The organism is uncultured Allobosea sp., assembly GCF_945956895.1.
Taxonomy (GTDB): domain Bacteria; phylum Pseudomonadota; class Alphaproteobacteria; order Rhizobiales; family Beijerinckiaceae; genus Allobosea.
In genome coordinates, this window is the sequence record NZ_CAMFJF010000006.1 from 104031 (window position 1) to 128532 (window position 24502).

A 24502-nucleotide genomic window follows, 5' to 3' on the forward strand; every position below is an offset into this window, starting at 1 on the left:
TGTGTCAGCGCTGGGCGGCGCCGTCGAGAGCGAGATTTAGCGCGAGCACGTTGACCACGGGCTCACCGAGGAAGCCGAGCTTGCGCGGCTCGACATGGGTATCGATGAGCGCTTTCAGCGTCGCCGGGTCGGCACTCCGCGCCTTGGCGACACGCGCGATCTGGAAATAGGCGGCTTCCGGCGAGATATGTGGGTCGAGCCCGCTGCCCGAGGTCGTCACCAGCTCCATCGGCACCGGCGCGTCGGGATTCTCGGCCTTGAGCTTCTCGGTCTCAGCCTTGACGCGCTCGATCAGCTTCGGATTGGTCGGTCCGAGATTGGAGCCGCCGGAATTGGCGGCGTTATAGGGCGCATCGACGGTCTTGGTCGCGTCGCTCGGGTCGGTGCCTGATGTCGCCGAGGGGCGGCCGTGGAAATAGCGCTCGCTGGTGAAGCTCTGGCCGATCAGGCTGGAGCCGATGATCTTGCTGTCCTTCTCGATCAGGCTGCCATTGGCCTGGCGCGGGAAGACGGCCTGGGCGATGCCGGTCATGGCGAGCGGGTAGGCGAGGCCGGTGATCGCTGCAAGCGCGACGATCATCACGAGGGCGGGGCGGATCTGCTTGAGCATGGTTGTGGCTCCTTAAAGCCCGTTTGAAATTCCCTCAGCCCTCATCCTGAGGAGCAGCCACAGGCTGCGTCTCGAAGGATGGTCCAGGAGGCTCCGGAACCATCTGGAGCATCCTTCGAGACGCAGCCTGTGGCTGCTCCTCAGGATGAGGGCTGAGTTTTCCAAGCCTCCTCAGACGAGGCCGATGGCGGTGATGGCCATGTCGATGGCCTTGATGCCGATGAAGGGGACGACGAGGCCGCCGAGCCCGTAGACGGCGAGGTTGCGGCTGAGCAGTGCACCGGCGCCGACGGCGCGGTACTTCACCCCCTTCAGCGCGAGCGGGATCAGCGCGACGATGATCAGCGCGTTGAAGATGATCGCCGAGAGGATAGCGCTCTGCGGCGTCTGCAGCCCCATGACGTTGAGAGCGCCGAGCTGCGGATAGAAGGCCAGGAACATCGCCGGGATGATCGCGAAATACTTGGCGACGTCGTTGGCGATCGAGAAGGTCGTCAGCGCGCCGCGCGTCATCAGGAGCTGCTTGCCGATCTCGACGATCTCGATGAGCTTGGTCGGGTCGCTATCGAGATCGACCATGTTGCCGGCCTCGCGGGCTGCGACCGTGCCGGTGTTCATGGCGACGCCGACATCGGCCTGGGCGAGGGCGGGCGCATCGTTGGTGCCGTCACCGCACATGGCGACGAGCTTGCCCTTGGCCTGTTCCTCGCGGATCAGGGCGAGCTTGTTCTCAGGCGTGGCCTGGGCGAGGAAATCGTCGACCCCGGCCTCGGCCGCGATCGCTGCGGCGGTCATCGGATTGTCGCCGGTGATCATCACCGTGCGGATGCCCATGCGGCGTAGCTCGGTGAAGCGCTCGCGGATGCCGCCCTTCACGATGTCCTTGAGATGGACGATGCCGAGCAGGCGGCCGTCGCGGGCGACCGCAAGCGGCGTGCCGCCGGCCTTCGACACCTCGGCAGCGATGGCCTGGATCTCTCTGATGGTCTCGGGCGTGGACCGGGCATCGACGCCCTCGACATATTTCATGATGGCATCGACGGCGCCCTTGCGGATCTGCGAGCCCTCGAGATCGACGCCGCTCATCCGGCTCTGCGCGGTGAAGGGCACGAAGGTGGCGTGCAGGGCGCCCATGTCGCGGGCGCGGATGGCGTATTTCTCCTTGGCGAGCACGACGATCGAGCGGCCTTCCGGCGTCTCGTCGGCGAGCGAGGCGATCTGGGCGGCATCGGCCAGCTCCTGCTCTCCGACGCCGCGCACGGGGCGGAACTCGGTCGCCTGGCGGTTGCCGAGCGTGATCGTACCGGTCTTGTCGAGGAGGAGCGTATCGACGTCGCCGGCAGCCTCGACGGCGCGGCCGGACATGGCGAGCACGTTGAAGCGCACGAGACGATCCATGCCGGCGATGCCGATGGCCGAGAGCAGCGCGCCGATCGTGGTCGGGATCAGCGTCACGAACAGCGCGACCAGAACGACGACCGGGATATAGCCGCCGGCATAGGTGGCGAAGCTCGGGATCGTCACGGTCGCGAGCACGAAGATCAGCGTCATGCCGGCGAGCAGGATGTTGAGCGCGATCTCGTTCGGCGTCTTCTGGCGCTCGGCGCCCTCGACCAGCGCGATCATGCGGTCGATGAAGGTCGAGCCGGCGGCAGCAGTGATGCGCACGCGGATCCAGTCGGAGAGCACCTGCGTGCCGCCGGTGACGGCCGAGCGGTCGCCGCCGGATTCGCGGATCACGGGGGCGGATTCGCCGGTGATCGCGGCTTCGTTGACCGAGGCGACGCCTTCGATGACCTCGCCATCGGAGGGGATGATGTCGCCGGCTTCGACCAGCACGACATCGCCGACCTTGAGCGAAGTGCCCGGCACGAGCCGGAACAGGCTGCGGTCATCGCCCGAGAGCAGCTTGGCTTCGGTCTCGCTGCGGGTCTTGCGCAGCGAGTCGGCCTGGGCCTTGCCGCGTCCCTCGGCCACCGCTTCGGCGAAATTGGCGAAGAGCACGGTGAACCAGAGCCAGAGCACGATCTGGAAGGAGAAGCCGAGATTGGCGCCTCCCGTAGCAAGGTCCTTCAGGAAAAGGATGGTGGTCAGCGCGGAGACCACGGCGACGACGAACATCACCGGGTTGCGGGCGAGGCTGCGCGGGTCGAGCTTGCGGAAGGCGTCGGCAAGCGCCGGCAGCAGGATCCGGGCGTCGATCAGGCTCGCGGATTTGGACTGGCTCATAAGAGGCTCCAGCGGAAGGGTGTAAGGTCCGGCTCAGGCAGCGGCGACGAGGCCGGCGAGCGCCCGGACGAGCAGCAGGACGAGGAACAGCGCGACCGTCAGGCCGAGGATGATGGTGGCAGGGCGCGGGGGCGCCCTGTCCTGTTCCTTTGAGACGGCGTCCCGATGGACGGCGTCGCGGCGCAATTGGCGCAGGCAGCTTGCCATGGCGGCGCCCTCAGAAGCTCTGGCCTGCGAGCATGGAGAGATGCTCGACGATCGGGCCGACTGCGAGGGCGGGAAAGAAGGTCAGGCCGCCGACGATCAGGATGACGCCGACGAGCAGGCCGACGAAGAGCGGGCCGTCGGTCGGGAAGGTGCCGGCCGAGGCGGGCACGGATTTCTTCGCGGCGAGGGAGCCTGCGATGGCGAGCGCCGGGATGATGACCAGGAAGCGGCCGACCAGCATCGTGATGCCGAGCGTCACGTTGTACCAGAGTGTGTTGGCCGAGAGGCTGGCGAAGGCCGAGCCGTTATTCGCCGCCGCCGAGGTATAGGCGTAGAGAATCTCGGAAAAGCCGTGCGGGCCGCTATTGCCGGTGGAGGCGACGGCACCGGGCAGCACCACCGCGATCGCGGTGAAGATCAGCATGCCGGCCGGCAGGCAGAGGATGGCGAGCATCGCCATCTTGACCTCGCGCGCCTCGATCTTCTTGCCGAGATATTCCGGCGTGCGGCCGACCATCAGGCCGGCGACGAAGATCGCCAGAACGATGAACATCACGATGCCGTAGAAGCCGGCGCCGACGCCGCCGACGATGACCTCGCCGAGTTCCATGTTGAGGAGCGGGATCATGCCGCCGAGGGCGGTGAAGCTGCCATGCATGGCGTTGACCGCGCCGCAGGAGGCGGCCGTGGTGACGACGGCGAAGAGGGTGGAAAGCGGGATGCCGAAGCGCATCTCCTTGCCTTCGAGGTTGCCGCCCTGAAGGCCGAGCGCCTGGACCAGCGGGTTGCCGGCGGCCTCAGCCCAGTAACAGACGGCGATGCCGGCGATGAACAGGGCGCCCATGGCGGAGAGGATCGCCCAGCCCTGGCGCTCGTTGCCGACCATCCGGCCGAAGACATTGGTCAGCGCCGCCCCGATCGCGAAGATCGAGACCATCTGGAGGAGATTGGTGATGGCGTCGGGATTCTCGAAGGGATGGGCCGAGTTGGCGTTGAAGAAGCCGCCACCATTGGTGCCGAGCATCTTGATCGCGAGCTGGGAGGCGACCGGGCCGCGCGCGATGGTCTGCTGCACGCCTTCAAGCGTCGTCGCTGTCACCGACGGGTCGAGCGTCTGCGGGACGCCGAGGGCGACATAGGCCAGCGTCAGCAGGATGCAGAGCGGCAGCAGGATGTAGAGCGTCGCGCGGGTGAGATCGACCCAGAAGCTGCCGACCGATTTGGCCGAGGCGCGGGCGAAGCCGCGGATCAGCGCGACGGCGATGGCGATGCCGGTCGCGGCCGAGACGAAGTTCTGCACGGTCAGGCCGAGCATCTGCGTCAGATAGGACATGGTGCTCTCGCCGCCATAGCCCTGCCAGTTGGTGTTGGTGACGAAGCTCACCGCCGTGTTGAAGGCGAGGTCGGGTGCGACGCCGCTCATGCCGTCCGGGTTCAGCGGCAGCAGGCCCTGAAAGCGCTGCAGCCCGTAGAGCAGCAGCAGGCCGGCGAGGTTGAACAGCAGCAGGGCGACCGCATAGGCGCTCCAGTGCTGCTCCTCGCGTTCATGCGTGCCGGCGAGCGCATAGAGCCCGCGCTCGACCGGCGCGAGCACAGGGGAGAGGACGGTGCGCTCGCCCTTGAAGACGCGCGTGATGTAGCTGCCGAGCGGCTTCACCAAAGCGAGCACGACCGCGCAGAAGACGAGGATCTGGATCCAGCCAGAGAGTGTCATGGGAGGGCTTTCGAAGCTCTATGCCTCGCGCTCAGAAGCGCTCGGGGCGCAGCAGCGCGTAGGTGAGATAGACGAGCAGGACCGCAGTCACCGCGCCGCCGAGGAGATAGTCGACGAACATGGGATGGCTCCTTCAGAGCGCGTTGCAGGCCGAGACATAGGCGAGGGCTGCCGCGAAGAAGCCGAGCACGAGCGCGAGCATGGCGATATCCATTGCCGTGGTCCTTTCGACCGGGCGTTACCGATGGGTCGGCGCGCGCGGACCCGCCTTCCTGTTGAAGGCGAGGACGCGAGCGGATCGACCATGGGTGGGATTATCGTGCTGGCGACATAGCCGTTCGAGACGGCCGGCGCGGTCGCAGAATAGGAATTTTATAGGAATTCGGTGGGGCGCCGATCAGGCAGGGCAGTCCGGGGCGCACAGGCAAAGCATGTCGCGGTGCGCTTTGTCGGAGCGTGACTGAATACAAGGAATTCGCCGGGATGAACGACCGCCTGCCGATCAGGCCGCCCCACCGGAGCGATGAGCAAAGCACATTCGTATCGGATAAGGGAAATGGTGCCCCTGGCCGGGATCGAACCAGCACTCCTTGCGGAACTCGATTTTGAGTCGAGCGCGTCTACCAATTCCGCCACAGGGGCCCTTGCAGGCGGGCGGACTATAGCGATCGATGGATGCCGGTCAATCGCTGGCACGGCCGATCCCGCTGGTTTTGGCGGGTGATCGCCAAGGTATTTCGCTGCTGGGGCCGAACCGATGGGCGCTGGTGCGACAAGGTGTCCTCCCGGCCTGTCGAAGCCGTTGCGTCACTGTCAGCCTCATGCTCTAGAGCGCGCCATGCTCAAGCGCCTCTACGAATGGACGATGTCGCTCGCTGCCCGGCCGCGGGCAGAGCTCTGGCTCGGGGTCGTCGCCTTCGTCGAGAGCTCCTTCTTCCTGATCCCGGCGGATGTCCTGTTCGTGCCGATGGCGCTGGCCCGGCCGCTACGGGCCTATCGGCTGGCCTTCATCGCGACTTTGTTCTCGGTGCTGGGCGGCATCGCCGGCTATGCGCTCGGCTATTATGCCTTCGAGGCCTTGGCAAAACCGGTTCTCGCCTTCTACGGCAAGCTCGGCGCCTTCGAGACGCTGCGCGCCTGCGCCGGGCCGGATACGACGCTGATCCTGCTGACGACCTCGGGCCTTGCCCATCTGCCGCCGATCAAGGTGGTGACGATCCTGGCCGGCGCCGTCCATATCGGCCTGGCTTTCTTCGTCATCTCCTGCGTGCTGGCGCGGGGCGCGCGCTTCTTCGCGCTCGCCTTCCTGCTCAGGCGCTATGGCGCCACCATCCGCCACTTCATCGAACGTCGCCTGAAAGTGATCGCGGTGCTGGGCGCCGCCGTGCTGATCCTGCTTTATTTCGGCCTCAAGCTCGTCGCAGGCTCTGGCCAGCTTCTCTCCTGCTGAGCCCGTCATGACCGCTTCCCTCGCCGACACCCCTTCTTCGCGTCGTTTGCCCAGCGCGCGGCAGCTGATCGCCCTCATCGGCGTGATCAGCCTGGCGCTGATCGCCGGGGCGTGGTTCTTCGAGCTCGTCCTGCATCTGCGGCCCTGCAAGCTCTGCCTCGAGCAGCGGATGCCGCATTACGCTGCGATCGGGCTGGCTTTGGCCGGACTGGTGCTGGCGCGCTCGCCGCGCCTGCAATGGCTCGTCCTGCTGGGCCTGGCTGGCCTGATGGCCTGGAGCACGGGCCTCGGCGTCTATCACGCCGGCGTCGAGTGGGGCTGGTTCATGGGGCCGAACGATTGCGGCGGTGCGGCTTCGGCGGCGAGCGGCATGCAGGATTTCATGAAGCAGTTGCAGACGACGCGGATCGTCGCCTGTTCGGAAGCTGCCTGGCGCTTCCTCGGTCTGTCGCTCGCCGGCTGGAATGCACTGGCTTCGGCGGGACTCTTCCTGCTCGCCGTGCTCGGGCTGCTGCGCGGGCGCACCGGCGCCGCGTAGCCCGTGGGCAGCAGTCTATGCCTTTCGCGCCCGGATCAGCATATGCGGGCGAAAGCGCGGGAACAGGTATTCGAAGGTCCGGAACGGCAGTTTCTTCAGGCTTTCGGACGGGCTCTGCCAGAGCATCTCGACCTCGACGAGCTTCAGCCCGGCATTGGCCAGGCAGGCTTCCAGTTCGGGCCGGGTGTATTCGCGCCGATGGACATATTCGTGCTCGAAATCGACATCGGCGAAAAGGTCCTGCGGCAATGCGACGATCGAGCGGTTGAAAATCAGCTTCAGGATGTTCCTCAGTCGGGCGAAATTATCCGTCGTGATGAAGATCTGGCCGTTCTCCGACAGCGCCGAGCGCAGTTTCCGCAAGATCTTGGTCGGGTCGATGCGCAGATGCTCGATATTGTCGAACCAAAAGACCGCATCGACCTCATCGAGAGGCGAGACCCATTCCGGCGCCGAGATATCGCCTGCGAACATGCCGGCGAAGTTTCCGTAGAGCTCGCTCTCGATCTTCAGTGTTTCCGCGAAGTCGACAACGAATACCGAAGCGTCAAGCTGCTTGCGGGCAATCTCCTCGACGAAAGCGCCGCCGGCTCCCAATGACAGAATGCGAGGGCTGCGTCCCAGACTGTTCAACATCATGCTTGCCGAACGGTATTGGCGGTAGAAGCTGCTCTCGAAATAGGATTTCATATGGAATTTGCGGCTTTCGAGGTCGATCGACGACCTGAATTCATCCGGCGAAAACGAAGCCATGCAAGAAGGACCTTCAGTAACGGCGCCGATAATATGATGCTGATATATTAAATAATCATTCTTCCTAATGCAGGAACAGAGGGGGGCCGGTCGGTCGATGACCCCACCGGCGTGCTGACCGGCATCGAGGGACGTCTTCGGCGTTGCGTCTTCGACGCGAACAAGAAACCCACCGCAGGATGAGCCGTGCAGATGGAGCGAACCTGCGCCGGGCCTTACGGCTCCAGCTCCGAATCCCAGTAGAGATAGTCCAGCCAGCTCTCGTGCAGGTAGTTCGGCGGGAAGAGCTTGCCGTTGCGGTGAAGGTCGTTGACCGTCGGCGCATAGGGCTTCTGGGCCGGGAACATCTCGACCGCGGCCGGCATCTTGTCGCCCTTGCGCAGGTTGCAGGGCGAGCAGGCGGCGACGACGTTCTCCCAGGTGGTCAGGCCGCCCTTGGAGCGCGGAATGACATGGTCGAAGGTCAATTCGTCACGCGTGTGGCAATATTGGCAGGCGAAACGGTCGCGCAGGAAGACGTTGAAGCGGGTGAAGGCCGGCGTGCGCGAGGGCTTGATATAGCTCTTGAGCGAGACCACCGAGGGCAGCCGCATGTCGAAGCTGGGGCTGCGGACGACGGTATCGTATTCGGAGACGATGTTGACGCGGTCCATGAAGACCGCCTTGATCGCGTCCTGCCAGCTCCACAACGACAGGGGATAGTAGCTGAGCGGCCGGAAATCGGCGTTCAGTACCAAAGCCGGACAGCTGTCCGGCGATGCCATCGGATGCATCACATGCGCCGTCAAACCCGTCGCACCTCCGCTTCATCGAGCGGGACGAATCCCGCTCAAGGATCAATGTAAGCGCGAGACGACAGGAATGTGAAGGAACTTGTTGCGGCTGCGACAAACGTCCGCCTGCGGACGAGGATTCGCGTCATCCGCAGCGGTAAAATGATGGGCTGTGTTGGATTCGGGCCGGGTTCTCGAAGCCTCTATGCTGCCGGCCTGATTCGTCAGCGGGTCGGGACGGGTTTCTCGCCGCGATAATCGTAGAAGCCGCGCTTGGTCTTGCGGCCGAGCCAGCCGGCCTCGACGTACTTCACCAGGAGCGGGCAGGGGCGGTATTTCGAATCGGCCAGCCCGTCATGGAGCACCTGCATCACCGAAAGGCAGGTATCGAGGCCGATGAAATCGGCGAGCTGGAGCGGACCCATCGGGTGATTGGCGCCGAGGCGCATGGCGGTGTCGATCGCGTCGACCGAGCCGACGCCCTCATAAAGCGTGTAGACGGCCTCGTTGATCATCGGCAGCAGGATGCGGTTGACGATGAAGGCCGGGAAATCCTCGGAGACCGAGACGGTCTTGTGCAGGCTGCCGACGAGGCTCTTGGCGCGCTCGAAGGTGCCGTCATCGGTGGCGATGCCGCGGATCAGCTCGACGAGCTGCATCAGCGGCACGGGGTTCATGAAATGGATGCCAATGAAGTGCTCGGGACGATCGGTCGCTGCGGCGAGGCGCGTGATCGAGATCGAGGAGGTGTTGGAGGCGAGGATCGCGTCCGGGCGCAGATGCGGGCAGACCGCCGTGAAGATCTTGCGCTTGATCTCCTCGTTCTCGGTCGCGGCCTCGATCACGAGGTCGCAATCACCGAGATCGGCCAGGCCGATGGCAGGCTGGATGCGGGAGATCGCGGCGCGGCGTTCGTCCTCGGCGAGGGCGCCCTTGGAGACCTGGCGGGCCATGTTGCCGTCGATCGTGGCGAGTGCGGCGTTGATCCGCTCCTCGGCGACGTCATGCAGCCGGATGTCGAAGCCGGCGGCGGCGGCGACATGGGCGATGCCATTGCCCATCTGGCCTGCCCCGATGATGCCGATCGTCTTGATCGCGTGGTCCGACATGGTTTGATCCCGGATGAAACGTTCAGGCTCCCGCAGGAGCGGAGCGGGCCGCCCTGAGGCGGCCCGGAAGGGTGGTGCCGGCCTTACTTGCCGGCTTTTGCGAGCTCGGCGTCGAGTTCGGGCAGGACGGTGAAGAGATCACCGACGAGGCCGTAATCGGCGATCTGGAAGATCGGCGCCTCCTCGTCCTTGTTGATGGCGACGATGACCTTCGAGTCCTTCATGCCGGCGAGATGCTGGATCGCGCCGGAGATGCCGACGGCGATGTAGAGCTCGGGGGCGACGACCTTGCCGGTCTGGCCGACCTGCCAGTCGTTCGGGGCATAGCCGGCATCGACCGCGGCGCGCGAGGCGCCCATAGCGGCGCCGAGCTTGTCGGCGACGGGCTCGATCACCTTGCCGAAATTCTCGGCCGAGGCCAGCGCGCGGCCGCCCGAGATGATGATCTTGGCCGAGGCCAGCTCCGGACGGTCGGACTTGGCGACCTCCTCGCCCTTGAAGGACGAGTTGCCGGGGTTCTCGGCGGCCGAGACGCTCTCGACCGCAGCCGAGCCGCCTTCGCCCGCCGCCGCGAAGGAGGCGGTGCGGATGGTCAGCAGCTTCTTGGCGTCGGTCGACTGCACGGTCTGGATGGCGTTGCCGGCATAGACCGGGCGCTCGAAGGTGTCGGGCGAGACGATCGCGCTGACATCGGAGACCTGCATCACGTCGAGCAGGGCGGCGACGCGCGGCAGCACGTTCTTGCCGGTCGTGGTCGAGGGCGCGACGATGGCGTCGTACCCGGCGGCCAGCTTGGCGATCAGCGCGGCAAGCGGCTCGGCCAGCGCATGGCCGTAGGCCGCGTCATCGGCGAGCAGCACCTTCTCGACGCCGGCAAGCTTGGCGGCAGCGTCGGCCGCGGCCTTGGCGCCCTGGCCGGCGACGAGGACATGGACGGGTGCGCCGAGCTTGGCGGCGGCGGTCAGCGCCTTGGCGGTGGCGTCCTTGATCGAGGCGTTGTCGTGTTCGGCGATCAGCAGCGTGGTCATCAGATCACCCCGGCGGTCTTGAGCTTGGAGACGAGTTCGGCGGCATTGGCCACCTTGACGCCGGCAGAGCGGCCGGCGGGCTCGACCGTCTTCAGGACCTTGAGGCGGGGCGCGACATCGACGCCGAGCGCTTCGGCCGTGGTCTCGTCGAGCGGCTTCTTCTTCGCCTTCATGATGTTCGGCAGCGAGGCGTAGCGCGGCTCGTTGAGGCGCAGGTCGGTGGTGACGATCGCCGGCAGCTTCAGCGCAACCGTCTGCAGGCCGCCATCGACCTCGCGGGTGACGTCGACCGCGCCGTCGCCGACCACGACCTTCGAGGCGAAGGTGCCCTGGCCCCAGCCGAGCAGGGCGGCGAGCATCTGGCCGGTCTGGTTGCAATCGTCGTCGATCGCCTGCTTGCCGAGGATGACGAGGCCGGGAGCCTCCTGCTCGACGACCTTCTTCAGCAGCTTGGCGACAGCGAGAGGCTCGACCGTGCCGTCGACCTTGACCAGGATGCCGCGATCGGCGCCCATCGCCAGGCCCGTGCGGATCGTCTCGGCGGCTTGCGCCGGGCCGATCGAGACGACGACCACCTCGGTCGCCTTGCCGGCTTCCTTCAGGCGCAGCGCCTCTTCGACAGCGATCTCGTCGAAGGGATTCATCGACATCTTCACGTTCGCAAGCTCGACGCCCGAACCGTCCGCCTTCACGCGGATCTTCACGTTGTAGTCGACAACCCGCTTCACGGGCACCAAGATCTTCATCGCCAGATCACCGTTTAGAAGAGATGAGCCTCGCGCCGCACCATACCTGACGGCAGGACAGCGGCATCGCGGCCCTCGGCTGGAATGCGCTGGGACCGTAACGACGCCCGTTTGCGCTTGTCAACGTCCGTCCGGGCCCGAGTCGGAGGCAAAACAGCGCGGCTTCAGCCATGGCTGGCCTTGCGCCCGAACAGGGCGATGCTGCGGTGCACGAAGAGCGGGGTCAGCGCGGCGCCTGTCGCCAGCCCGCCCAGGTGCGCCCACCAGCCGACATTGCCGTCGGCGCCGAACAGGGCGGAGGCGGCCTGCAGCAGGATCCAGCCGCCGAGCGCATAGATGGCGGGGATGTGGATCGGAATCCAGTTGAAGGCGAGGCCCCAGATGCGGACCTGCGGATAGATCATCAGATAGGAGGCGATGACGCCGGAGATGGCGCCGGAGGCGCCGATCAGCGGCTGCTGCGAATCCGGATACAGGCCGGCATGGAAGAGCGAACCGCCGAGCCCGCAGAGGAAGAAGAAAACGAGGAAGCGGGCATGGCCCATCGCATCCTCGACATTGTCGCCGAAGACCCAGAGGAACAGCATGTTCCCGACGAGATGCGCGAGATTGGCGTGCAGCAGGATGTTGCTGAACAGGGTCGCCCAGGCCGGGAGATGGGCGAGGCCCTCCGGCAATTGTGCCGTGCCGAACAACACCGAGGGAATCATGCCGAAGCCGGCCATGATCGCCAGCTCCGCTTCCTCGCCGGGCCAGAGCAGCAGCACGAGTTGAAGGGCGAGGCTGGCGCCGATCAGCCCGTAGGTGATGTAGGGCGTTCGCATGAAGCGCAGCGGCACGCCGTCATGCAGGGGGACGAACATGGCTGATCTCAGCGATTCCCGCCGGGCACCCAGAGCACGTCGCCTGCTGCCTTGGCATTGAGGTAGCGGGAGGCGACGAACAGGAAGTCCGAGAGGCGGTTGATGTATTTCAGCGCGGGTGGGGCGACCGTCTCACCCTCGGTGGCGGCAAGCTCGGTCATCAGGCGCTCGGCCCGGCGGCTGACGGTGCGGGCAAGATGGAGATGCGTCGCGGCCGGCGTGCCGCCGGGCAGGACGAAGGAGCGCAGGGGAGCGAGATCCGCGTTCAGCTCGTCGATTTCGGCCTCGATCCGGTCGACCTGGGCCTGAATGATTCGCAGCGGCTCGAAGGCAAGCGGCTGGCCGGTCTCCGGCGTCGATAGATCGGCGCCGAGGTCGAAGAGGTCGTTGCTGATGCGGCCGAGCATGGCGTCGACCAGGGCATCTTCCGTTGCCGCATGCAGGCGGGCGAGGCCGAGGCAGGCATTGGTCTCGTCGACAGTGCCGTAGGCGGCGACGCGCAGGTCGAATTTCGGCCGGCGCGGGCCGCTTGTCAGGCCGGTCGTGCCATTGTCGCCGGTGCGCGTGTAGATGCGGTTGAGCTTGACCATGCCACGCTTATAGCGCGGCGCGGGCCGGACGGAAGCGCGTTTGCGGCATCGCTGCGCCGAGCGCCGATCCGGAAGCCGCAGCCCTCACTCCGAGAGTCTGATTGGCAATCCCCTGAGCCCTCATCCTGAGGAGCCATTTCGGCAGAAATGGCGTCTCGAAGGATGCTCCAGGAGGCTCCGGGGACATCTGGAACATCCTTCGAGACGCCGCTGACGCGGCTCCTCAGGATGAGGGCTGGAGTTTCCAGCCAGATTCCCCGGGTGGGGCTCGAAGAACTCGATCCGTCAGAAAGTGTAGCCGAGCCTGGCGCCGATATTGGCCGGGCCGCGATTGGCGGTGCCCGGCTTGTCGGCGCAGCCGGCCGTGCTGAAATGCTCGAGCGTGGTGACGAGGCTCCAGCGGTCCGTCAGCCGGAAGCCGAGGGCGGCGGCTTCGCGCGTGCCGGTATTGCAGCCGAGGGCGAGACGATTCTCCGGGACGACCAGGCCGTTCTTGCCGTCGTTCAGCGCGGCGCCGAGGCTCGCCTCGACGAAGATGTCGCGCGTCACGTCGAAAGACCAGGTCGCGCCGGCATAGGCATAGCGCGTGCCGTTGAGGTTGACGCTCGCGCCCATGTTGAAGCGGGGGATGAAGGCGGCGGCGATACGGTCGCTCAAGGGAATGAGGCGCGGCGACAGCAGGTCCGCGCTCAGATTCGGCAGGCCGCTCTCCCGGCCGCCGGGATTGGCGAGGCCGGCGCCGACGCGGGCCTCCCAGGCCGGAGCGGGCGGCTCGGCGGCGGGAGCGTAGCTGGAGACACTGCTCGAGAGCGACCGGGTCTGCGCGTGAGTGGCAGAGGCGGCCAGGCAAACGGCAAGGGACAGCAACGCGACGCGGACCATGGGCCTTCGGTGGTGAGCGGGTGAAGAGACGTTAGTGAAACACACATACTCGTGTCCGGAATGTGGCAAAACCCGGCAGGTCGATCCTTCCTCAACAAGCGGATGTTTCTGGTATTCTTTTTATTTCAAAGGCTTGCACCTGCTGTCGCAGGCGCTCAGCCGTTGCGCCACCACAGGACGATGACGATCAGGACGATTGCGACGAACTGCAGGATGACCCGCAGCCGCATCAATCGCTGCGAGGTGTTGGCGCTGCCGCCGCGCAGCATGTTGATGAGGCCGAGCAGGAGCACGATGGCGACGGCGCCGACCGCGACGGACACGAGAGTGTTCGAAAACGTCATGAGAACAGGCTTAGGACGGTGCGAGGGACTTTGCCAGCGCCCGGACGAGGCTGGCGACGGTTGGGCCGTGGGTCAGCTCGTCGCAGCCGTCTGCGCCAGTGCGCGACCGCGGACGGGCAGCGAGAGATCGCCTGCGAGCGCACGGCTGATCGCAGGCAGGCCGTCGAGCAGGTCGGGCATGAAGGCCTGCGACGGGGGCGGGCGCCGCGGCAGCGCGTGAAGCGCGGCGGCCATCACGCGCGGATCGCGTTCGCCCTCGCCGGTCTGGGAGGGATCGTAGAGGGTGTCGACCAGATTGAGCTCGTCGGCGCGGCCGGCGCGGATCGCCTGCTCGAGGCGGGGCCTGACGCGCGGGACGATCAGGGCCGGCTTGTCGAAGGAGAGGATCTCGCAGAAGGTGTTGTAGCCGCCCATGGCGACGACGCAGTGCGCCCGGTTCATCAGCAATTCGAGGCGCGGCTCGAAGCCGAGGCCCTCCAGCTTGGGATTGCGGGCGATGCGCTCGGCGAATTCCTTGCGCTTCTCCCGCGACATGAAGGGGCCGAAGACGATCAGCGCGGGCAATTCGATCGTCGGGTCGGCCTCATAGGCCGAGATCACCCAGTCGATGACGCCGGCGCCGTCGCCGCCGCCGCCCGGCGTGACCAGGACGAAGGGCTGCTTGGTGATGCGCGGATAGCGGTTCGGCGGCATCGGGCTCGGCACCGCGCGCTTGAGATAGCCCATGTAGCGGACCTTGTCGGCGAAGCGTTGCTGGCCCGGCAGGCCGGTCAGGGGTTGGTAGACGTTCTCCAGCCCGTAGACGAAGATGTCGTCATAGACGGTGTCGAGCGCTTCGAGCGCGCCGTTGCGGCTCCACTCCTCCAGCACCGCAGCGGGCTCGTCGAGCACGTCGCGCAGGCCGAGCACGATGCGGGCGCCGCGCCGGCGCAGGATGTCGAGCGAGGGTTTCAGTTCCCCGCGCAGGCCGACCGGCTCCTTGTCGACGATGACGACGTCGGGATCGAAGGACAGGACCGTCTGCTTGATGATGTCGGTGCGCAGGCGGATGGTATCGCTGAGGTCGAGGTTGAGGTGATGCGGCTCGTAGCTGCCGTCGCTCTGCTTCTCGATGCCGGGGATGCGGACATAGTCGATGCCGTCGCCGAACTGGAAGCTCGAGATGACCGACGAGCCGGAGACGATGATCACCGAGATATGCGGGAAGCTCGCGATCAGCGCGTTGGCGATGGCGCGGCAGCGGCGGATATGGCCGAGCCCGAAGGTGTCGTGGCTGTAGATCAGGACGCGCGGCGCATGGGAGCTGCGCGGCGCGCGTTCGGCGCCGGCGAGATCGACGACGTTTGAAAGCATCGGAACGTCGCCCTCCGGAAAAGGCCAGACGACCTCTTGGCGAGGACGAACGCAGCTGGAAAACTCTGGAACGGTTATAGCGGGTCACTGGGGACGATCCAAGCCCGTCGCGCAGCTGTCTGTTGCGATAATCCACCGGGCGCGGATCACGTCATCGCAAGCCGGAAACGTCTTTCCGGCAGCCGCCGGACGGCCGGATGAGCGTGCCCGGATCGATCACGCGGACGGCCGGGTGAGCGGCGGCGCGCATAAGGTCGGAAAGGAAGGTCCAGGCGGCCTCGTCATGGTCGCGGTGATGCAGGAGAAGGCCCAGCGCGATGTCGCCGGTTTCGCCTTGCCGCCTCTGCGCGAGCAGGACGACGAGCTCGTCCAGGATGTCCGCGGCGGCGCGGCCGATCCGACCGGCATGCCAGTCCATGATGTCGATATGGGTGTTGAGGAGGAGCGGCCCCCCCGCCGCACCGTGACGATAGCCGCGGAAGCAGGAGAGGCCGGCGAAACCGAGCGCGCTAAGGCGCGCGGCATGATCCTGCGCGATACGGTTCCAGGGCGGGACGAAGATCGGCAGCGTGTCGTCGCCGAGGAGATCGCGCAGGCGCTGCCAGCCGCATGCGATCTCCGCATCGACCTCGGCTGCCTCACGCTCGGCGCCGAATTCCGATTTCTTGCTGCCCTTAGGCGCGTGATTGCGGTGTGTGGCGCCATGCTGGCAGGGACGCAGCAATGGCTTGCTGCGCAAGGTTGCCGACAGGGCGGGCTCGGCCAGCAGGGGGATGACGGCCAGCAGGACCGGGGCCGCAAAGCGTTCGGTGAGGTCCGAGAGGCGATCAAGCGCGGGGCTTGGCGCGACGGCGTCGTCGTCGCGCAGCCAGAGGTCGATCCTTCGGCCGGCCGCGCTCCAGCGATCGAGTTCCAGGGCGAGCGCCTGCCAGGATGTGGCGTTCATGGCGTGGCTTTTCCGCGTGGCTTGGTGCTGCGGTTCCGAACGGCGAGGGCGAGGCCCTCGGCCAGTCTTTCGGCGGCACGCTCCGTCGTGCGCTCGCTGCGGATGAAGCGGCGCGCGGTGGCGCCCATGCTTTCGCGCAGTGCTCTGTCGCGCAGCAGCGTACTCAGCGCGGCGGCGAAGGCGGCCTCGTCATGTTCGGGAACCAGCAGGGCGGTTTCGCCGGCTCGGACCGTCTCGGCGACGCCGCCGCTGTCGAAGGCGACGACCGGTAGCCCTGCCGACTGGGCTTCGAGATAGACCAGCCCATAGGCCTCGCCGATGCCGGGCCAGATGAAGACGTCGTTGCGGGCGAGCTCGGCTTGCGTGGCCTCGCGCTCGAGCTGTCCATGCCAGGTGACGCGGCTCTCCGGCAGGCCGGCGAAGACGACTTCGATCTCGGCGCGGCAGGGGCCGTCGCCGATGATGCCGAGCGCCCAGTCCTCGTCCCGGCAGCGATCGAGGACGCGGGCGAGCGCGAGATAGCTCATGAGCTTGGCGCCGGAGCGCATCATCGCGACGGTGACCAGGCGCGGCGGGCCGGACAGGGCGGCGCGCTGCGCGTGATCCGGGCCGAGCGTGACGAAGGGGGGCAGGGGAAGCAGGGCCGTTCCCGCATTTCGCCAGGGTTCGAGGCCCTGCCGGTCGCGGTCGGTGAAGTAGAAATGGACATCGCCGGCTGCGATCCCGTGCCGCACGATTTCCGTCTGCGCGGCCCATGGGCCGGTAGCGCGCCGTGCGGAATCGCTCGACTCGGCGGTGACATAGGGGATGCCGAGCTGCGCTGCCATCTCGGGGCCGAGGAAGTCGGGCGAGCGGTAATAGTTATGATAGGTGAACCAGAGATCCGGGCGCGGCTGGCCCTCCCGGTATCCGGCGAGCAAGGCGTCGCGCAGGCGCGCGGCATCGGCTGCACAGCGGGAAAAGCGGGCGGGGTCGGCCTCGCGGAAATAGGTCTTCGGCGCAGCGACCGGCTCGACGACATGCCCGAGGCTTTCGAGTGCGGCCATCAGCTGGCGGGCCATGCGGCGGTCGCCGGAGACGCCGCCGTCGCCGACCGGATTGAGCGGGGTGTGGAAAGCGATGCGCAAAGGGAGCTTCGTGGCGGTGGCGGTGTGCTGCTTCAGCGGTAGGGATCGGCCGCGTCGCGCAGGCCGTCGCCGAGGAAATTGAAGGCGAGGATGATCACGATCACGGGCACGACCGGATAGAGCAGCCAGGGATAGAGCGCCACAACATTGATATTCTGAGCCTCGTTGAGCATCACGCCCCAGCTGGTGATAGGCGGCCTGAGGCCCAGGCCCAGGAAGGAGAGCGCGGTCTCTCCGAGGATCGTCCGGGGAATCGTGATCGTGGCGGAGGCAATGAGATGGCTCATGAAGCCCGGCACCAGATGCAGGGCGATGATGCGGCGCGGCTTCGCCCCCATCAGCTGGGCGGCGACGACATAATCCTCCTCGCGCAGCGAGAGCAGTTTCGAGCGCACGGAGCGGGCAAGGCCCGTCCAGTCCATCAGGCCGAGGATCACCGTGATGCCGAAATAGACCAGCAGCGGGCTCCAGGAAGGCGGCAGGATCGAAGCCAGCGCCAGCCAGAGCGGGATATGCGGCAGCGACTGCACGATCTCGATGATGCGCTGGATTACGAGGTCGACGCGGCCGCCGTAATAGCCGGCGATGCCGCCGATGATGACGCCGAGCACGAAGGAGACGGAGACGCCGAGCAGGCCGATCGAGAGCGAGATGCGCCCGCCATAGAGGATGCGCGAGAGCATGTCGCGGCCGAGCCGGTCGGAGCCGAGCCAGAAGAAGGTGCCGCCCTCGGGCGCGCAAACGAGGCGCCGGTTGCCGGGAATCAGCCCCCAGAACAGGTAGTCGTCGCCCTGGCAGAAGAAGCGCAGCTTCTGCGGGCGCGTGGTGTCGACGTCGTATTCGCGCTTCAGGTTCTCCATGTTGAGGCGCATCGTGTACGGGTAGACGAAGGGGCCGACGAAATCGCCCTCGTGGAAGAGATGGACGCTCTGGCTGGGTGCCCGGATGAAGTCGGTATTGCGCGTCGTGTAGTGATAGGGCGCCAGGAGCTCGGCGAAGGCCGCCATGGCGTAGATCACGAAGATCACCACCGCCGAGATGACCGCGAGCCGATGCTTGCGGAATTTCCACCACATCAACTGCCATTGCGAGGCGAGGTAGATCCGCTCCTGCTCCGGCGTCATCGCCTCGGTGGCATAGGGCTCGAACGGCGCCGTCGAGACCTCGTGGGGCAGGGCTGAGCCGTCCGGCGGCAGATGGGAGAGCGTGGTCGCCTTCACTTGGTCGCGGCTCCCTGGAGGCGGATGCGCGGGTCGAGGATGGCGAGCGCGATGTCCGAGATCAGCACGCCGATCACGGTCAGGAAGGAGAGGAACATCAGGAAGGACCCGGCGAGATACATGTCCTGGCTCTGCAGCGCGCGGATCAGGAGCGGGCCGGTCGTCTGCAACGAGAGCACGATGGCGACGACCTCGGCGCCCGAGACGATCGAGGGCAGGATGTCGCCGATATCCGAGATGAAGAAGTTGAGCGACAGGCGTAAGGGGTATTTCCGCAGCGCCCTGCCGGGCGGCAGGCCCTTGGCGCGGGCGGTGACGTAGTATTGCTTCTGCAATTCGTCGAGCAGGTTCGCGCGCAGCGCTCGGATCATGCCCGCGGTGCCGCCGGCGCCGATGATGATCACGGGAATCCAGAGGTGCTCAAGCACCGACCTGAACTTGGCCCAGCTCATCGGCTGGTTGAGATAGGCGGGGTCGACCAGGCCGCCGATCGAGGTGCCGAACCAGATATTGGCGAAATACATGAAGACCAGCGCCAGCAGGAAATGCGGCACGGCGAGCCCGACGAGGCCGAGGAAGGTGAGGCCGTAATCGCCCCAGCTATACTGGTGCGTGGCCGAATAGATGCCGATCGGGAAAGCGACGATCCAGGTGAAGATGATGGTGGCGAAGGAGACCATCATGGTCAGCAGCAGGCGGTCGCCGACGATCTCCCGCACAGGCCGCTGGTACTCGAAGGAATAGCCCATGTCGCCCTGGAGCAGGCCGGCGACCCAGCGGACATAACGCTCGACCGGCGGCTTGTCGAAGCCGTATTCCTGCTTCAGGAACTCGATGCGGCTCATGTCCGCCTTCTCGCCCTGGGCTTGCATCTCGGCCGCCAGCGTCTCGAAGTAGTCGCCCTCGGGCAGGTTGATCACTGTGAAGATCAACGCGCTGGTGACCAGCAGCGTCGGGATCATCAGCAGGATGCGCTTGAGGATGTAGCGGAGCAGCACGGATCAGGCCTTGGGCGCTTGCTGATCGGCCTGTGGCCGGTCGAACCAGAAGGTATCGGGCATGTAGCGGCCGATGAAGGCGCCGGGCTCGAAGCTGTAGAGGCCTTGCTCCGGGACGTTGCGCAGATCTTTGGAGACCACGATCGGCTGCAGCGTGCTGTTGATCACGCCGATGGTGAAGAGCTGCTCGGCATTGATCGCCAGCATCTTGTGCCAGATGGCGCGGCGCTGATCGCGGGTCGAGCTTACCCGCCATTCCTCGTAGAGCCGAACGAGTTCATCGACCTCCGGCAGCGCCGGTCGCTCACCCTCGCGGCCGCTGGTCTCGATGAACTGGCCCCAGCGCGGCCACTGGAACTGGGCCGAGGAGGTCGGCGCCAGCGCGTCCGGCTCCATGTCCGAGGTGACGAGCGCATTGTCCATGCCGGCCCAGGCCGACATCACCGTCTGGCCGGCGACGATGCGGCGGCGGAAGACGTCGCGCTGGGTCGAGCGCGGGTAGATCTTGATGCCGACATCGATGAAATCCTGCTTCAGCAGGTCGAGGATGTCGGTCTCCTCGGTGTTCTCCCCAGCCGTCTCGATGGTGAATTCAAGCCTGCGCCCGTCGGAGAGCAGGCGGATGCCGTCATCGTCGCGCTTCGTCAGCCCGATCTCGTCGAGCAGCCGGTTCGCCAGCGCCGGATCGTGCTGGGTCCAGAGCGAGACGAAGCGCGGATCGAAGAGCGGGCTTTCCGGCAGGGCGGTGTTGCCGCTTTCCTTGGCGAGCCCGAAGAAGATGACCTTGTTGACGTCCTTGCGGTTGATCGCGACCGAAACCGCGCGGCGATAGCGCAGGTCGCGGTTGAGGTCGCGCCAGACCGGATCGATGGCGTTGAGGTTGGGCATCAGCGCGAAATAGGCGCCCTCGGCCCGCCTCCATAGCTTGACGTCGAAATTCATCCGCTTCGAGGCTTCCTTCAGGAAGGTGTAGTTGTCGAACCGGATGTAGCGGGCCTGGAGATCGGCCTCGCCGGCCGCGGCCTTGGCGGGCACGAGCGAGCTGGTGCCGATGGTCAGCGTCACCTGATCGGCATAGGGGAGCTGGCGGCCCTGGCCGTCGACGCGGTGGAAATAGGGGTTGCGCTCGAAGACGAACTGCTCGGCCGGCAGGGGCGTCGTGTTGCGCCAGGGCTCCAGCGTCGGCAGCTTCGGGTTCTCCGGCCGGTACATGCGCGACAGCCGCTCATGCAGCGCGCCCCAGTCGCGCACGCGGTTCTCCTTCACCCGCTGGCTCAGCTCGTGCTTGGGCGCATGACGCTCGTGGAATTGCTTGAGATAGGCGGAGGGCATGAAGATATAGGTCGGCTGCGCCCCGGCCAGGGCCGGCAGGAAGATCGGGTTCGGCGTCTTCCAGCTGTAGCGGATCTCGGTTTCGCTCAGCACCTCGAAGACGGGCAGCTCGTTGGCCGAGAACAGGGCCTGCGGCGGGCCGCCGGGCGAGAGCCGCTTGTTGTTGGCGACGTCTTCCCACCAGTAGCGGAAATCCTCGGAGGTGAAGGGCGATCCGTCCGACCAGCGATGGCCCTGGCGCAATCTCAGCGTGAAGATGCGGCCATCCTCGACATCGCAGCTCTCGAGCACATCGGGCACGAGCTCGAGGTTGATATCGTAGACCATCAGCCGGGTGTAGCCGTAGAGCGTCATCATGCGGATGTCGCGCTGGTCGCCCATCAGCATGCGGATATTGCCGCCATGGCGGCCGGACTGCCGCCCGAGCTTCTCCAGGTCGATGATCCGAGGCGTGGCGGGCAGGCGTGCCGCTATCGGCGGCAGCGCGCCGGAAGAGACGCGATCCGCGAAGAACGGGCTGTCGATCGCAGTCCCCGAGAAGGGGACCGCCTGCGCGAGGCGTGGCAAGTTCAGCCCCGCGACGGCGGCGGAGCCCAGCAGCAGCGTGGTACGGCGGGTCGGATGCGGGCGGCGCTGCGTCATGGCACCAGCTCCCGGATATCGGCGTTCGGCCGCGCCAGCACGTAATGGCCGTCGCCGAGCGGCAGGTGGGCCAGCGCCGCCTCGTCGGGCCCGGCCTTGAAGGCTTTGCCCCAATGGCTGTCGTCCGAGGCGCCGCCGGGCGCGGCCAGCTTGAAGTCGAGCTTGCGGTCGATATCGGCGAAGGGGACGGAGCGCAGCAGCGCCTTGGTGTAGGGATGGGCCGGCCGGGTGAAGAGCGCATGGCGCGGCGCGAGCTCGACGATCCGGCCATTGGCCATGACCGCGATCCGGTCCGCCATGTAGTTCACCACCGCGAGATTATGGGAGATGAACAGGAAGGTCAGGCCCCGCTCGGCCTGCAGGTCCTTGAGCAGGTTGAGGATCTGCGCCTGCACGGAGACGTCGAGCGCCGAGACCGGCTCGTCGCAGATAATGAGTTCAGGGTCGAGCGCGAGCGCGCGAGCGATGCCGATGCGCTGCCGCTGGCCGCCGGAGAAGGAATGCGGGTAGCGGTTGAGGAAGCGGATATCGAGCCCGACATCCTGCATCAGATTGCGCACGCGCTCGTCCTGCTCGGCCGGATTGCCACGATCGTGGATCACCAGCGGCTCGCGCAGGATGTTCATCACGGTCATGCGCGGCGACAGCGACGAGACCGGGTCCTGGAAGATCATCTGGACGCGCGGGCGGAAATGGCGGAGGTCCTCGCCCTGCAGCTTGAGCACGTCGACGCGCTCGCGTCCGTCGTCGAAGATGACCTCGCCGGAATCGGGCGTGACGGCGCGCATGACGATCTTGCTGACCGTGGTCTTGCCGCAGCCGCTCTCGCCGACGAGGCCGAGGCATTCGCCGCGCCTGATGTCGAAGCCGACATCGTCGACCGCCTTCACGCTGGTCTGGCTGCCCTTGCCGAAGAAGCTGCGCGAGCCCGTGACATAGGTCTTGTGCAGGCCGCGGACGCTGAGGAGCGGGGCGGCGTCCGCCGAGGGCTTCGGCGGCGGGGCGGTGACGGCCGGGCGCGGGCGGGCCTCGCGCAGGGCGACCAGCCGCTCGCCATCCTGCATGTCGAAATGCGGGGAGGCGTCGAGCAGGGCTCTGAGATAGGGGTGGCGCGGCCGGCGGAAGATGTCCTCGACCGGGCCACGCTCCATGATCTCGCCGTGGAAGATCACCACCACCTCGTCGGCCATGTTGGCGACGACGCCGAGATCGTGCGTGATGAGCAGGATCGCCATGCCCATCTCGGCCTGAAGATCGCGCATCAGGTCGAGCACCTGGGCCTGGATGGTGACGTCGAGCGCGGTCGTCGGCTCGTCGGCGATCAGCAGGGCCGGCTGGCAGATCAGCGCCATGGCGAGCATGGCACGCTGGCGCAGGCCGCCGGAGAGTTCGAACGAGTAGAGGCCGTAGGCCCGCTTCGGGTTCTTGAAGCCGACGCGCTTCAGCATCGCCTCGATCAGTTCGCGGGCCTGCGCCTTCGGCATCGGCCGATGCAGGAGCAGCGCCTCCTCGATCTGGTTGCCGATCGTATGGACCGGCGAGAGCGAGGACATCGGCTCCTGGAAGATCATGCCGATGCGCCCGCCGCGCAGCGCCCGGATCTCCCCGCCCTCGGCGGGCAGCGCCGCGATGTCGACGACGGTTCCAGGGGCCTGCGGGTCGCGGAACAGAATCTCGCCGCCGGTGACGCCGCCGGCGCGGGGCAGCAGGCCCATGATGGCCTGGGAGATCACCGATTTGCCGGAGCCGGATTCGCCGACGAGCGCGACGGTCTTGCCCGCGGGGACGCGCAGGCTCACGCCCTTGACGACGTCACGGGCGAGGCCGTGGATCGTGAAGCCGATACGCAGGTCGCTGATACGCAGGATGTCCATGGTCTGACGCGATACGTCCCCGGAGCCTAACGCTCCACTTCCTTTCTGACGTTACTAGACGTCGAAAGCGGTAACTTGCCAATCGCTTTCGACACTTGTGGTTCCGGCGGGCATTGCCCGAGGCGGATGACATCGCTGCAACGCGGCCCGCGCCGGAAATGGTCGAAGCTGATGCTCCAGGGCAGGGGCGCCGGGGCGCGATAGGGCCCCATCTTGAAATACTGGTTGTCGTCGAGGCCGGGGCCGCTATGCCCGATATGGCCTTCCACGGTCACGATACGGACGCCGTCGGCGATGACCTCGATATGGCCGTCACCGCGTGGGCCGGGCTGCGAGCGGATGACGAAGTCGATCCAGCCCTTTTGCGGCGAAGGCAGGTCTGCATGGTGCGTGACCTGGATCCCGGGTGCGCAGGCATTGAAATAGCTCGGATAATTCTCGCGCGTCGCGCCGCTTTCCGCTGCCACGAGAGCGCGTGTCTGGCGCGTGCCGGGCCGGTCCAGCACGAGGGCCTCGCCCGGAAGGCAGCCTTCGGGGCGTGCATCGCCGCCGATCGGGTAGGAGAGAATCCGGTCGGTTTCGACGGTGATGCCGAGGCGGCCGCGGTAGAGCCGCAGCGCCAGGAAGGGTGAGTAGTCGCCCGCGGCGCCCGGGATGATCTCGCGTTTCCATTGGGCGATCACATATCTGCGATCATCCCGGGGGAGCGGGGCGTCGAGGCGCAGGGCAAAGCCGTACCAGACAGACCGATCATAGGGGGCGAGCACGTCCGGGCGCTCCCAGACCTCCGCCCGCTCGCTGCACTCGATCGACTGCGGAGGGCAGGAGGGCATCGCGATCAAGGTCAGGGCGCCGATACCGCGATCGGGCGTGGCATCGCTGAAAATCACGCGCCCTGCCCGCTGTTCGGGGTTGTTCTTGTAGAACAGGCCGCCTTCGGGAGCGAAGCCTCCCCGATCAAAGTCGTCATGCAGGATGCGCTGCGTGGCTTCGACGCGTACCGGGGCGGCAGGCGCGCCGACAAGGCCGAGGGCAACCGCGCAGCAGAGCGCTCCCGACGCGACGACCCCCTTTACGGCTCCCCCGAAAATGACCGATGCCTCCCGTTCGCCACGCCAGCATGGCTGCAGCCTGGCGCGCATTGCACTCGGCTGCAACCTCACCACATATGGTC

At 66.4% G+C, this 24502-nt stretch carries 24 protein-coding genes and 1 tRNA gene; 2 read left to right on the forward strand and 23 right to left on the reverse strand.

The genetic code is table 11. From position 1 onward, the window contains the following. Positions 1 to 4: 4 nt before the first annotated feature. The 6 genes from Q0Q02_RS05935 to Q0Q02_RS05960 all read right to left on the reverse strand — a co-directional run bounded on the left by Q0Q02_RS05935 (position 5) and on the right by Q0Q02_RS05960 (position 5402). On the reverse strand, positions 5 to 610 hold the full coding sequence (locus Q0Q02_RS05935) for a K(+)-transporting ATPase subunit C (RefSeq protein ID WP_293807699.1): 606 nt from the start codon (positions 608 to 610) through the stop codon (positions 5 to 7). Between the two features lie 171 nt (positions 611 to 781). After that, a complete protein-coding gene (gene kdpB / locus Q0Q02_RS05940; protein WP_293807700.1) occupies positions 782 to 2839 on the reverse strand; it encodes a potassium-transporting ATPase subunit KdpB in 2058 nt (685 codons plus the stop codon). Between the two features lie 33 nt (positions 2840 to 2872). Further along, positions 2873 to 3046: a hypothetical protein gene (locus Q0Q02_RS05945; protein WP_293807702.1), complete on the reverse strand. Its 174-nt coding sequence runs from the start codon at positions 3044 to 3046 to the stop codon at positions 2873 to 2875. Positions 3047 to 3056: 10 nt separating this feature from the next. Then, positions 3057 to 4760, reverse strand: coding sequence for a potassium-transporting ATPase subunit KdpA (gene kdpA, locus Q0Q02_RS05950; protein WP_293807704.1), 1704 nt, complete (start codon positions 4758 to 4760; stop codon positions 3057 to 3059). Between the two features lie 31 nt (positions 4761 to 4791). Further along, complete coding sequence (locus Q0Q02_RS05955; protein WP_173044066.1) at positions 4792 to 4881, reverse strand: K(+)-transporting ATPase subunit F; 90 nt, start codon at positions 4879 to 4881, stop codon at positions 4792 to 4794. 436 nt (positions 4882 to 5317) lie between these two features. Next, a tRNA-Leu gene (locus tag Q0Q02_RS05960) sits at positions 5318 to 5402 on the reverse strand. A gap of 196 nt (positions 5403 to 5598) precedes the next feature. Between Q0Q02_RS05960 and Q0Q02_RS05965 the strand changes: the two genes are divergently transcribed. Then, positions 5599 to 6210, forward strand: coding sequence for a YqaA family protein (locus Q0Q02_RS05965; RefSeq protein WP_293807706.1), 612 nt, complete (start codon positions 5599 to 5601; stop codon positions 6208 to 6210). A 7-nt stretch (positions 6211 to 6217) separates the two neighbouring features. Next, positions 6218 to 6748: a disulfide bond formation protein B gene (locus Q0Q02_RS05970; protein ID WP_293807708.1), complete on the forward strand. Its 531-nt coding sequence runs from the start codon at positions 6218 to 6220 to the stop codon at positions 6746 to 6748. A gap of 15 nt (positions 6749 to 6763) precedes the next feature. Here the strand turns inward: Q0Q02_RS05970 and Q0Q02_RS05975 are convergent, their stop codons facing one another. The 17 genes from Q0Q02_RS05975 to Q0Q02_RS06055 all read right to left on the reverse strand — a co-directional run bounded on the left by Q0Q02_RS05975 (position 6764) and on the right by Q0Q02_RS06055 (position 24470). Continuing rightward, positions 6764 to 7501, reverse strand: coding sequence for a class I SAM-dependent methyltransferase (locus Q0Q02_RS05975; protein WP_293807710.1), 738 nt, complete (start codon positions 7499 to 7501; stop codon positions 6764 to 6766). 215 nt (positions 7502 to 7716) lie between these two features. Next, a complete protein-coding gene (locus Q0Q02_RS05980; protein ID WP_293807712.1) occupies positions 7717 to 8274 on the reverse strand; it encodes an HNH endonuclease in 558 nt (185 codons plus the stop codon). A gap of 224 nt (positions 8275 to 8498) precedes the next feature. Then, the gene (locus tag Q0Q02_RS05985) at positions 8499 to 9383 is read right to left on the reverse strand and encodes a 3-hydroxybutyryl-CoA dehydrogenase (protein WP_293807714.1); all 885 of its coding nucleotides are present in this window, start codon (positions 9381 to 9383) and stop codon (positions 8499 to 8501) included. Positions 9384 to 9466: 83 nt separating this feature from the next. Continuing rightward, positions 9467 to 10411, reverse strand: a complete 945-nt coding sequence (locus Q0Q02_RS05990; protein ID WP_293807715.1) for an FAD-binding protein — start codon at positions 10409 to 10411, stop codon at positions 9467 to 9469. Then, positions 10411 to 11157 (reverse strand): electron transfer flavoprotein subunit beta/FixA family protein, encoded by a 747-nt coding sequence (locus Q0Q02_RS05995; protein WP_293807717.1) that lies wholly within the window; start codon positions 11155 to 11157, stop codon positions 10411 to 10413. Before Q0Q02_RS05995 ends, Q0Q02_RS05990 begins: the two co-directional genes overlap by 1 nt. A gap of 164 nt (positions 11158 to 11321) precedes the next feature. Further along, complete coding sequence (locus Q0Q02_RS06000; RefSeq protein WP_293807719.1) at positions 11322 to 12020, reverse strand: rhomboid family intramembrane serine protease; 699 nt, start codon at positions 12018 to 12020, stop codon at positions 11322 to 11324. Between the two features lie 8 nt (positions 12021 to 12028). Then, positions 12029 to 12610 carry a cob(I)yrinic acid a,c-diamide adenosyltransferase gene (locus Q0Q02_RS06005; protein ID WP_293807721.1) on the reverse strand — a complete coding sequence of 194 codons (582 nt, stop codon included), beginning with the start codon at positions 12608 to 12610 and terminating at the stop codon, positions 12029 to 12031. 285 nt (positions 12611 to 12895) lie between these two features. Next, entirely contained in the window at positions 12896 to 13492 is a 597-nt protein-coding gene (locus tag Q0Q02_RS06010; RefSeq protein ID WP_293807723.1) for an acyloxyacyl hydrolase, read from the reverse strand. A 155-nt stretch (positions 13493 to 13647) separates the two neighbouring features. Next, positions 13648 to 13836, reverse strand: coding sequence for a twin transmembrane helix small protein (locus Q0Q02_RS06015; RefSeq protein WP_199086659.1), 189 nt, complete (start codon positions 13834 to 13836; stop codon positions 13648 to 13650). Positions 13837 to 13908: 72 nt separating this feature from the next. Continuing rightward, entirely contained in the window at positions 13909 to 15189 is a 1281-nt protein-coding gene (locus Q0Q02_RS06020) for a glycosyltransferase (protein WP_293807726.1), read from the reverse strand. A gap of 151 nt (positions 15190 to 15340) precedes the next feature. After that, a complete protein-coding gene (locus tag Q0Q02_RS06025) occupies positions 15341 to 16135 on the reverse strand; it encodes a polysaccharide deacetylase family protein (protein WP_293807727.1) in 795 nt (264 codons plus the stop codon). Then, positions 16132 to 17262 carry a glycosyltransferase family 4 protein gene (locus Q0Q02_RS06030; RefSeq protein ID WP_293807729.1) on the reverse strand — a complete coding sequence of 377 codons (1131 nt, stop codon included), beginning with the start codon at positions 17260 to 17262 and terminating at the stop codon, positions 16132 to 16134. The genes Q0Q02_RS06025 and Q0Q02_RS06030 overlap by 4 nt, the downstream gene beginning before the upstream one ends. Before the next feature lie 32 nt (positions 17263 to 17294). Continuing rightward, positions 17295 to 18482, reverse strand: a complete 1188-nt coding sequence (locus tag Q0Q02_RS06035; protein WP_293807731.1) for an ABC transporter permease — start codon at positions 18480 to 18482, stop codon at positions 17295 to 17297. Further along, positions 18479 to 19477, reverse strand: coding sequence for an ABC transporter permease (locus tag Q0Q02_RS06040; protein ID WP_293807806.1), 999 nt, complete (start codon positions 19475 to 19477; stop codon positions 18479 to 18481). Before Q0Q02_RS06040 ends, Q0Q02_RS06035 begins: the two co-directional genes overlap by 4 nt. A 6-nt stretch (positions 19478 to 19483) precedes the next feature. Further along, a complete protein-coding gene (locus Q0Q02_RS06045) occupies positions 19484 to 21454 on the reverse strand; it encodes an ABC transporter substrate-binding protein (RefSeq protein ID WP_293807733.1) in 1971 nt (656 codons plus the stop codon). Further along, positions 21451 to 23328 (reverse strand): ABC transporter ATP-binding protein, encoded by a 1878-nt coding sequence (locus Q0Q02_RS06050; protein ID WP_293807735.1) that lies wholly within the window; start codon positions 23326 to 23328, stop codon positions 21451 to 21453. Before Q0Q02_RS06050 ends, Q0Q02_RS06045 begins: the two co-directional genes overlap by 4 nt. A 26-nt stretch (positions 23329 to 23354) precedes the next feature. Beyond that, positions 23355 to 24470, reverse strand: coding sequence for a heparin lyase I family protein (locus Q0Q02_RS06055; protein ID WP_293807737.1), 1116 nt, complete (start codon positions 24468 to 24470; stop codon positions 23355 to 23357). Between the last annotated feature and the right edge of the window lie 32 nt (positions 24471 to 24502).

What these genes read in the sequence shown, in the direction of transcription:
- Q0Q02_RS05935 (WP_293807699.1), bottom strand. Translation starts at nt 610, where the DNA reads ATGCTCAAGCAGATCCGCCCCGCCCTCGTGATGATCGTCGCGCTTGCA.
- kdpB (WP_293807700.1), bottom strand. Translation starts at nt 2,839, where the DNA reads ATGAGCCAGTCCAAATCCGCGAGCCTGATCGACGCCCGGATCCTGCTG.
- Q0Q02_RS05945 (WP_293807702.1), bottom strand. Translation starts at nt 3,046, where the DNA reads ATGGCAAGCTGCCTGCGCCAATTGCGCCGCGACGCCGTCCATCGGGAC.
- kdpA (WP_293807704.1), bottom strand. Translation starts at nt 4,760, where the DNA reads ATGACACTCTCTGGCTGGATCCAGATCCTCGTCTTCTGCGCGGTCGTG.
- Q0Q02_RS05955 (WP_173044066.1), bottom strand. Translation starts at nt 4,881, where the DNA reads ATGTTCGTCGACTATCTCCTCGGCGGCGCGGTGACTGCGGTCCTGCTC.
- Q0Q02_RS05965 (WP_293807706.1), top strand. Translation starts at nt 5,599, where the DNA reads ATGCTCAAGCGCCTCTACGAATGGACGATGTCGCTCGCTGCCCGGCCG.
- Q0Q02_RS05970 (WP_293807708.1), top strand. Translation starts at nt 6,218, where the DNA reads ATGACCGCTTCCCTCGCCGACACCCCTTCTTCGCGTCGTTTGCCCAGC.
- Q0Q02_RS05975 (WP_293807710.1), bottom strand. Translation starts at nt 7,501, where the DNA reads ATGGCTTCGTTTTCGCCGGATGAATTCAGGTCGTCGATCGACCTCGAA.
- Q0Q02_RS05980 (WP_293807712.1), bottom strand. Translation starts at nt 8,274, where the DNA reads ATGCATCCGATGGCATCGCCGGACAGCTGTCCGGCTTTGGTACTGAAC.
- Q0Q02_RS05985 (WP_293807714.1), bottom strand. Translation starts at nt 9,383, where the DNA reads ATGTCGGACCACGCGATCAAGACGATCGGCATCATCGGGGCAGGCCAG.
- Q0Q02_RS05990 (WP_293807715.1), bottom strand. Translation starts at nt 10,411, where the DNA reads ATGACCACGCTGCTGATCGCCGAACACGACAACGCCTCGATCAAGGAC.
- Q0Q02_RS05995 (WP_293807717.1), bottom strand. Translation starts at nt 11,157, where the DNA reads ATGAAGATCTTGGTGCCCGTGAAGCGGGTTGTCGACTACAACGTGAAG.
- Q0Q02_RS06000 (WP_293807719.1), bottom strand. Translation starts at nt 12,020, where the DNA reads ATGTTCGTCCCCCTGCATGACGGCGTGCCGCTGCGCTTCATGCGAACG.
- Q0Q02_RS06005 (WP_293807721.1), bottom strand. Translation starts at nt 12,610, where the DNA reads ATGGTCAAGCTCAACCGCATCTACACGCGCACCGGCGACAATGGCACG.
- Q0Q02_RS06010 (WP_293807723.1), bottom strand. Translation starts at nt 13,492, where the DNA reads ATGGTCCGCGTCGCGTTGCTGTCCCTTGCCGTTTGCCTGGCCGCCTCT.
- Q0Q02_RS06015 (WP_199086659.1), bottom strand. Translation starts at nt 13,836, where the DNA reads ATGACGTTTTCGAACACTCTCGTGTCCGTCGCGGTCGGCGCCGTCGCC.
- Q0Q02_RS06020 (WP_293807726.1), bottom strand. Translation starts at nt 15,189, where the DNA reads ATGCTTTCAAACGTCGTCGATCTCGCCGGCGCCGAACGCGCGCCGCGC.
- Q0Q02_RS06025 (WP_293807727.1), bottom strand. Translation starts at nt 16,135, where the DNA reads ATGAACGCCACATCCTGGCAGGCGCTCGCCCTGGAACTCGATCGCTGG.
- Q0Q02_RS06045 (WP_293807733.1), bottom strand. Translation starts at nt 21,454, where the DNA reads ATGACGCAGCGCCGCCCGCATCCGACCCGCCGTACCACGCTGCTGCTG.
- Q0Q02_RS06050 (WP_293807735.1), bottom strand. Translation starts at nt 23,328, where the DNA reads ATGGACATCCTGCGTATCAGCGACCTGCGTATCGGCTTCACGATCCAC.
- Q0Q02_RS06055 (WP_293807737.1), bottom strand. Translation starts at nt 24,470, where the DNA reads ATGCGCGCCAGGCTGCAGCCATGCTGGCGTGGCGAACGGGAGGCATCG.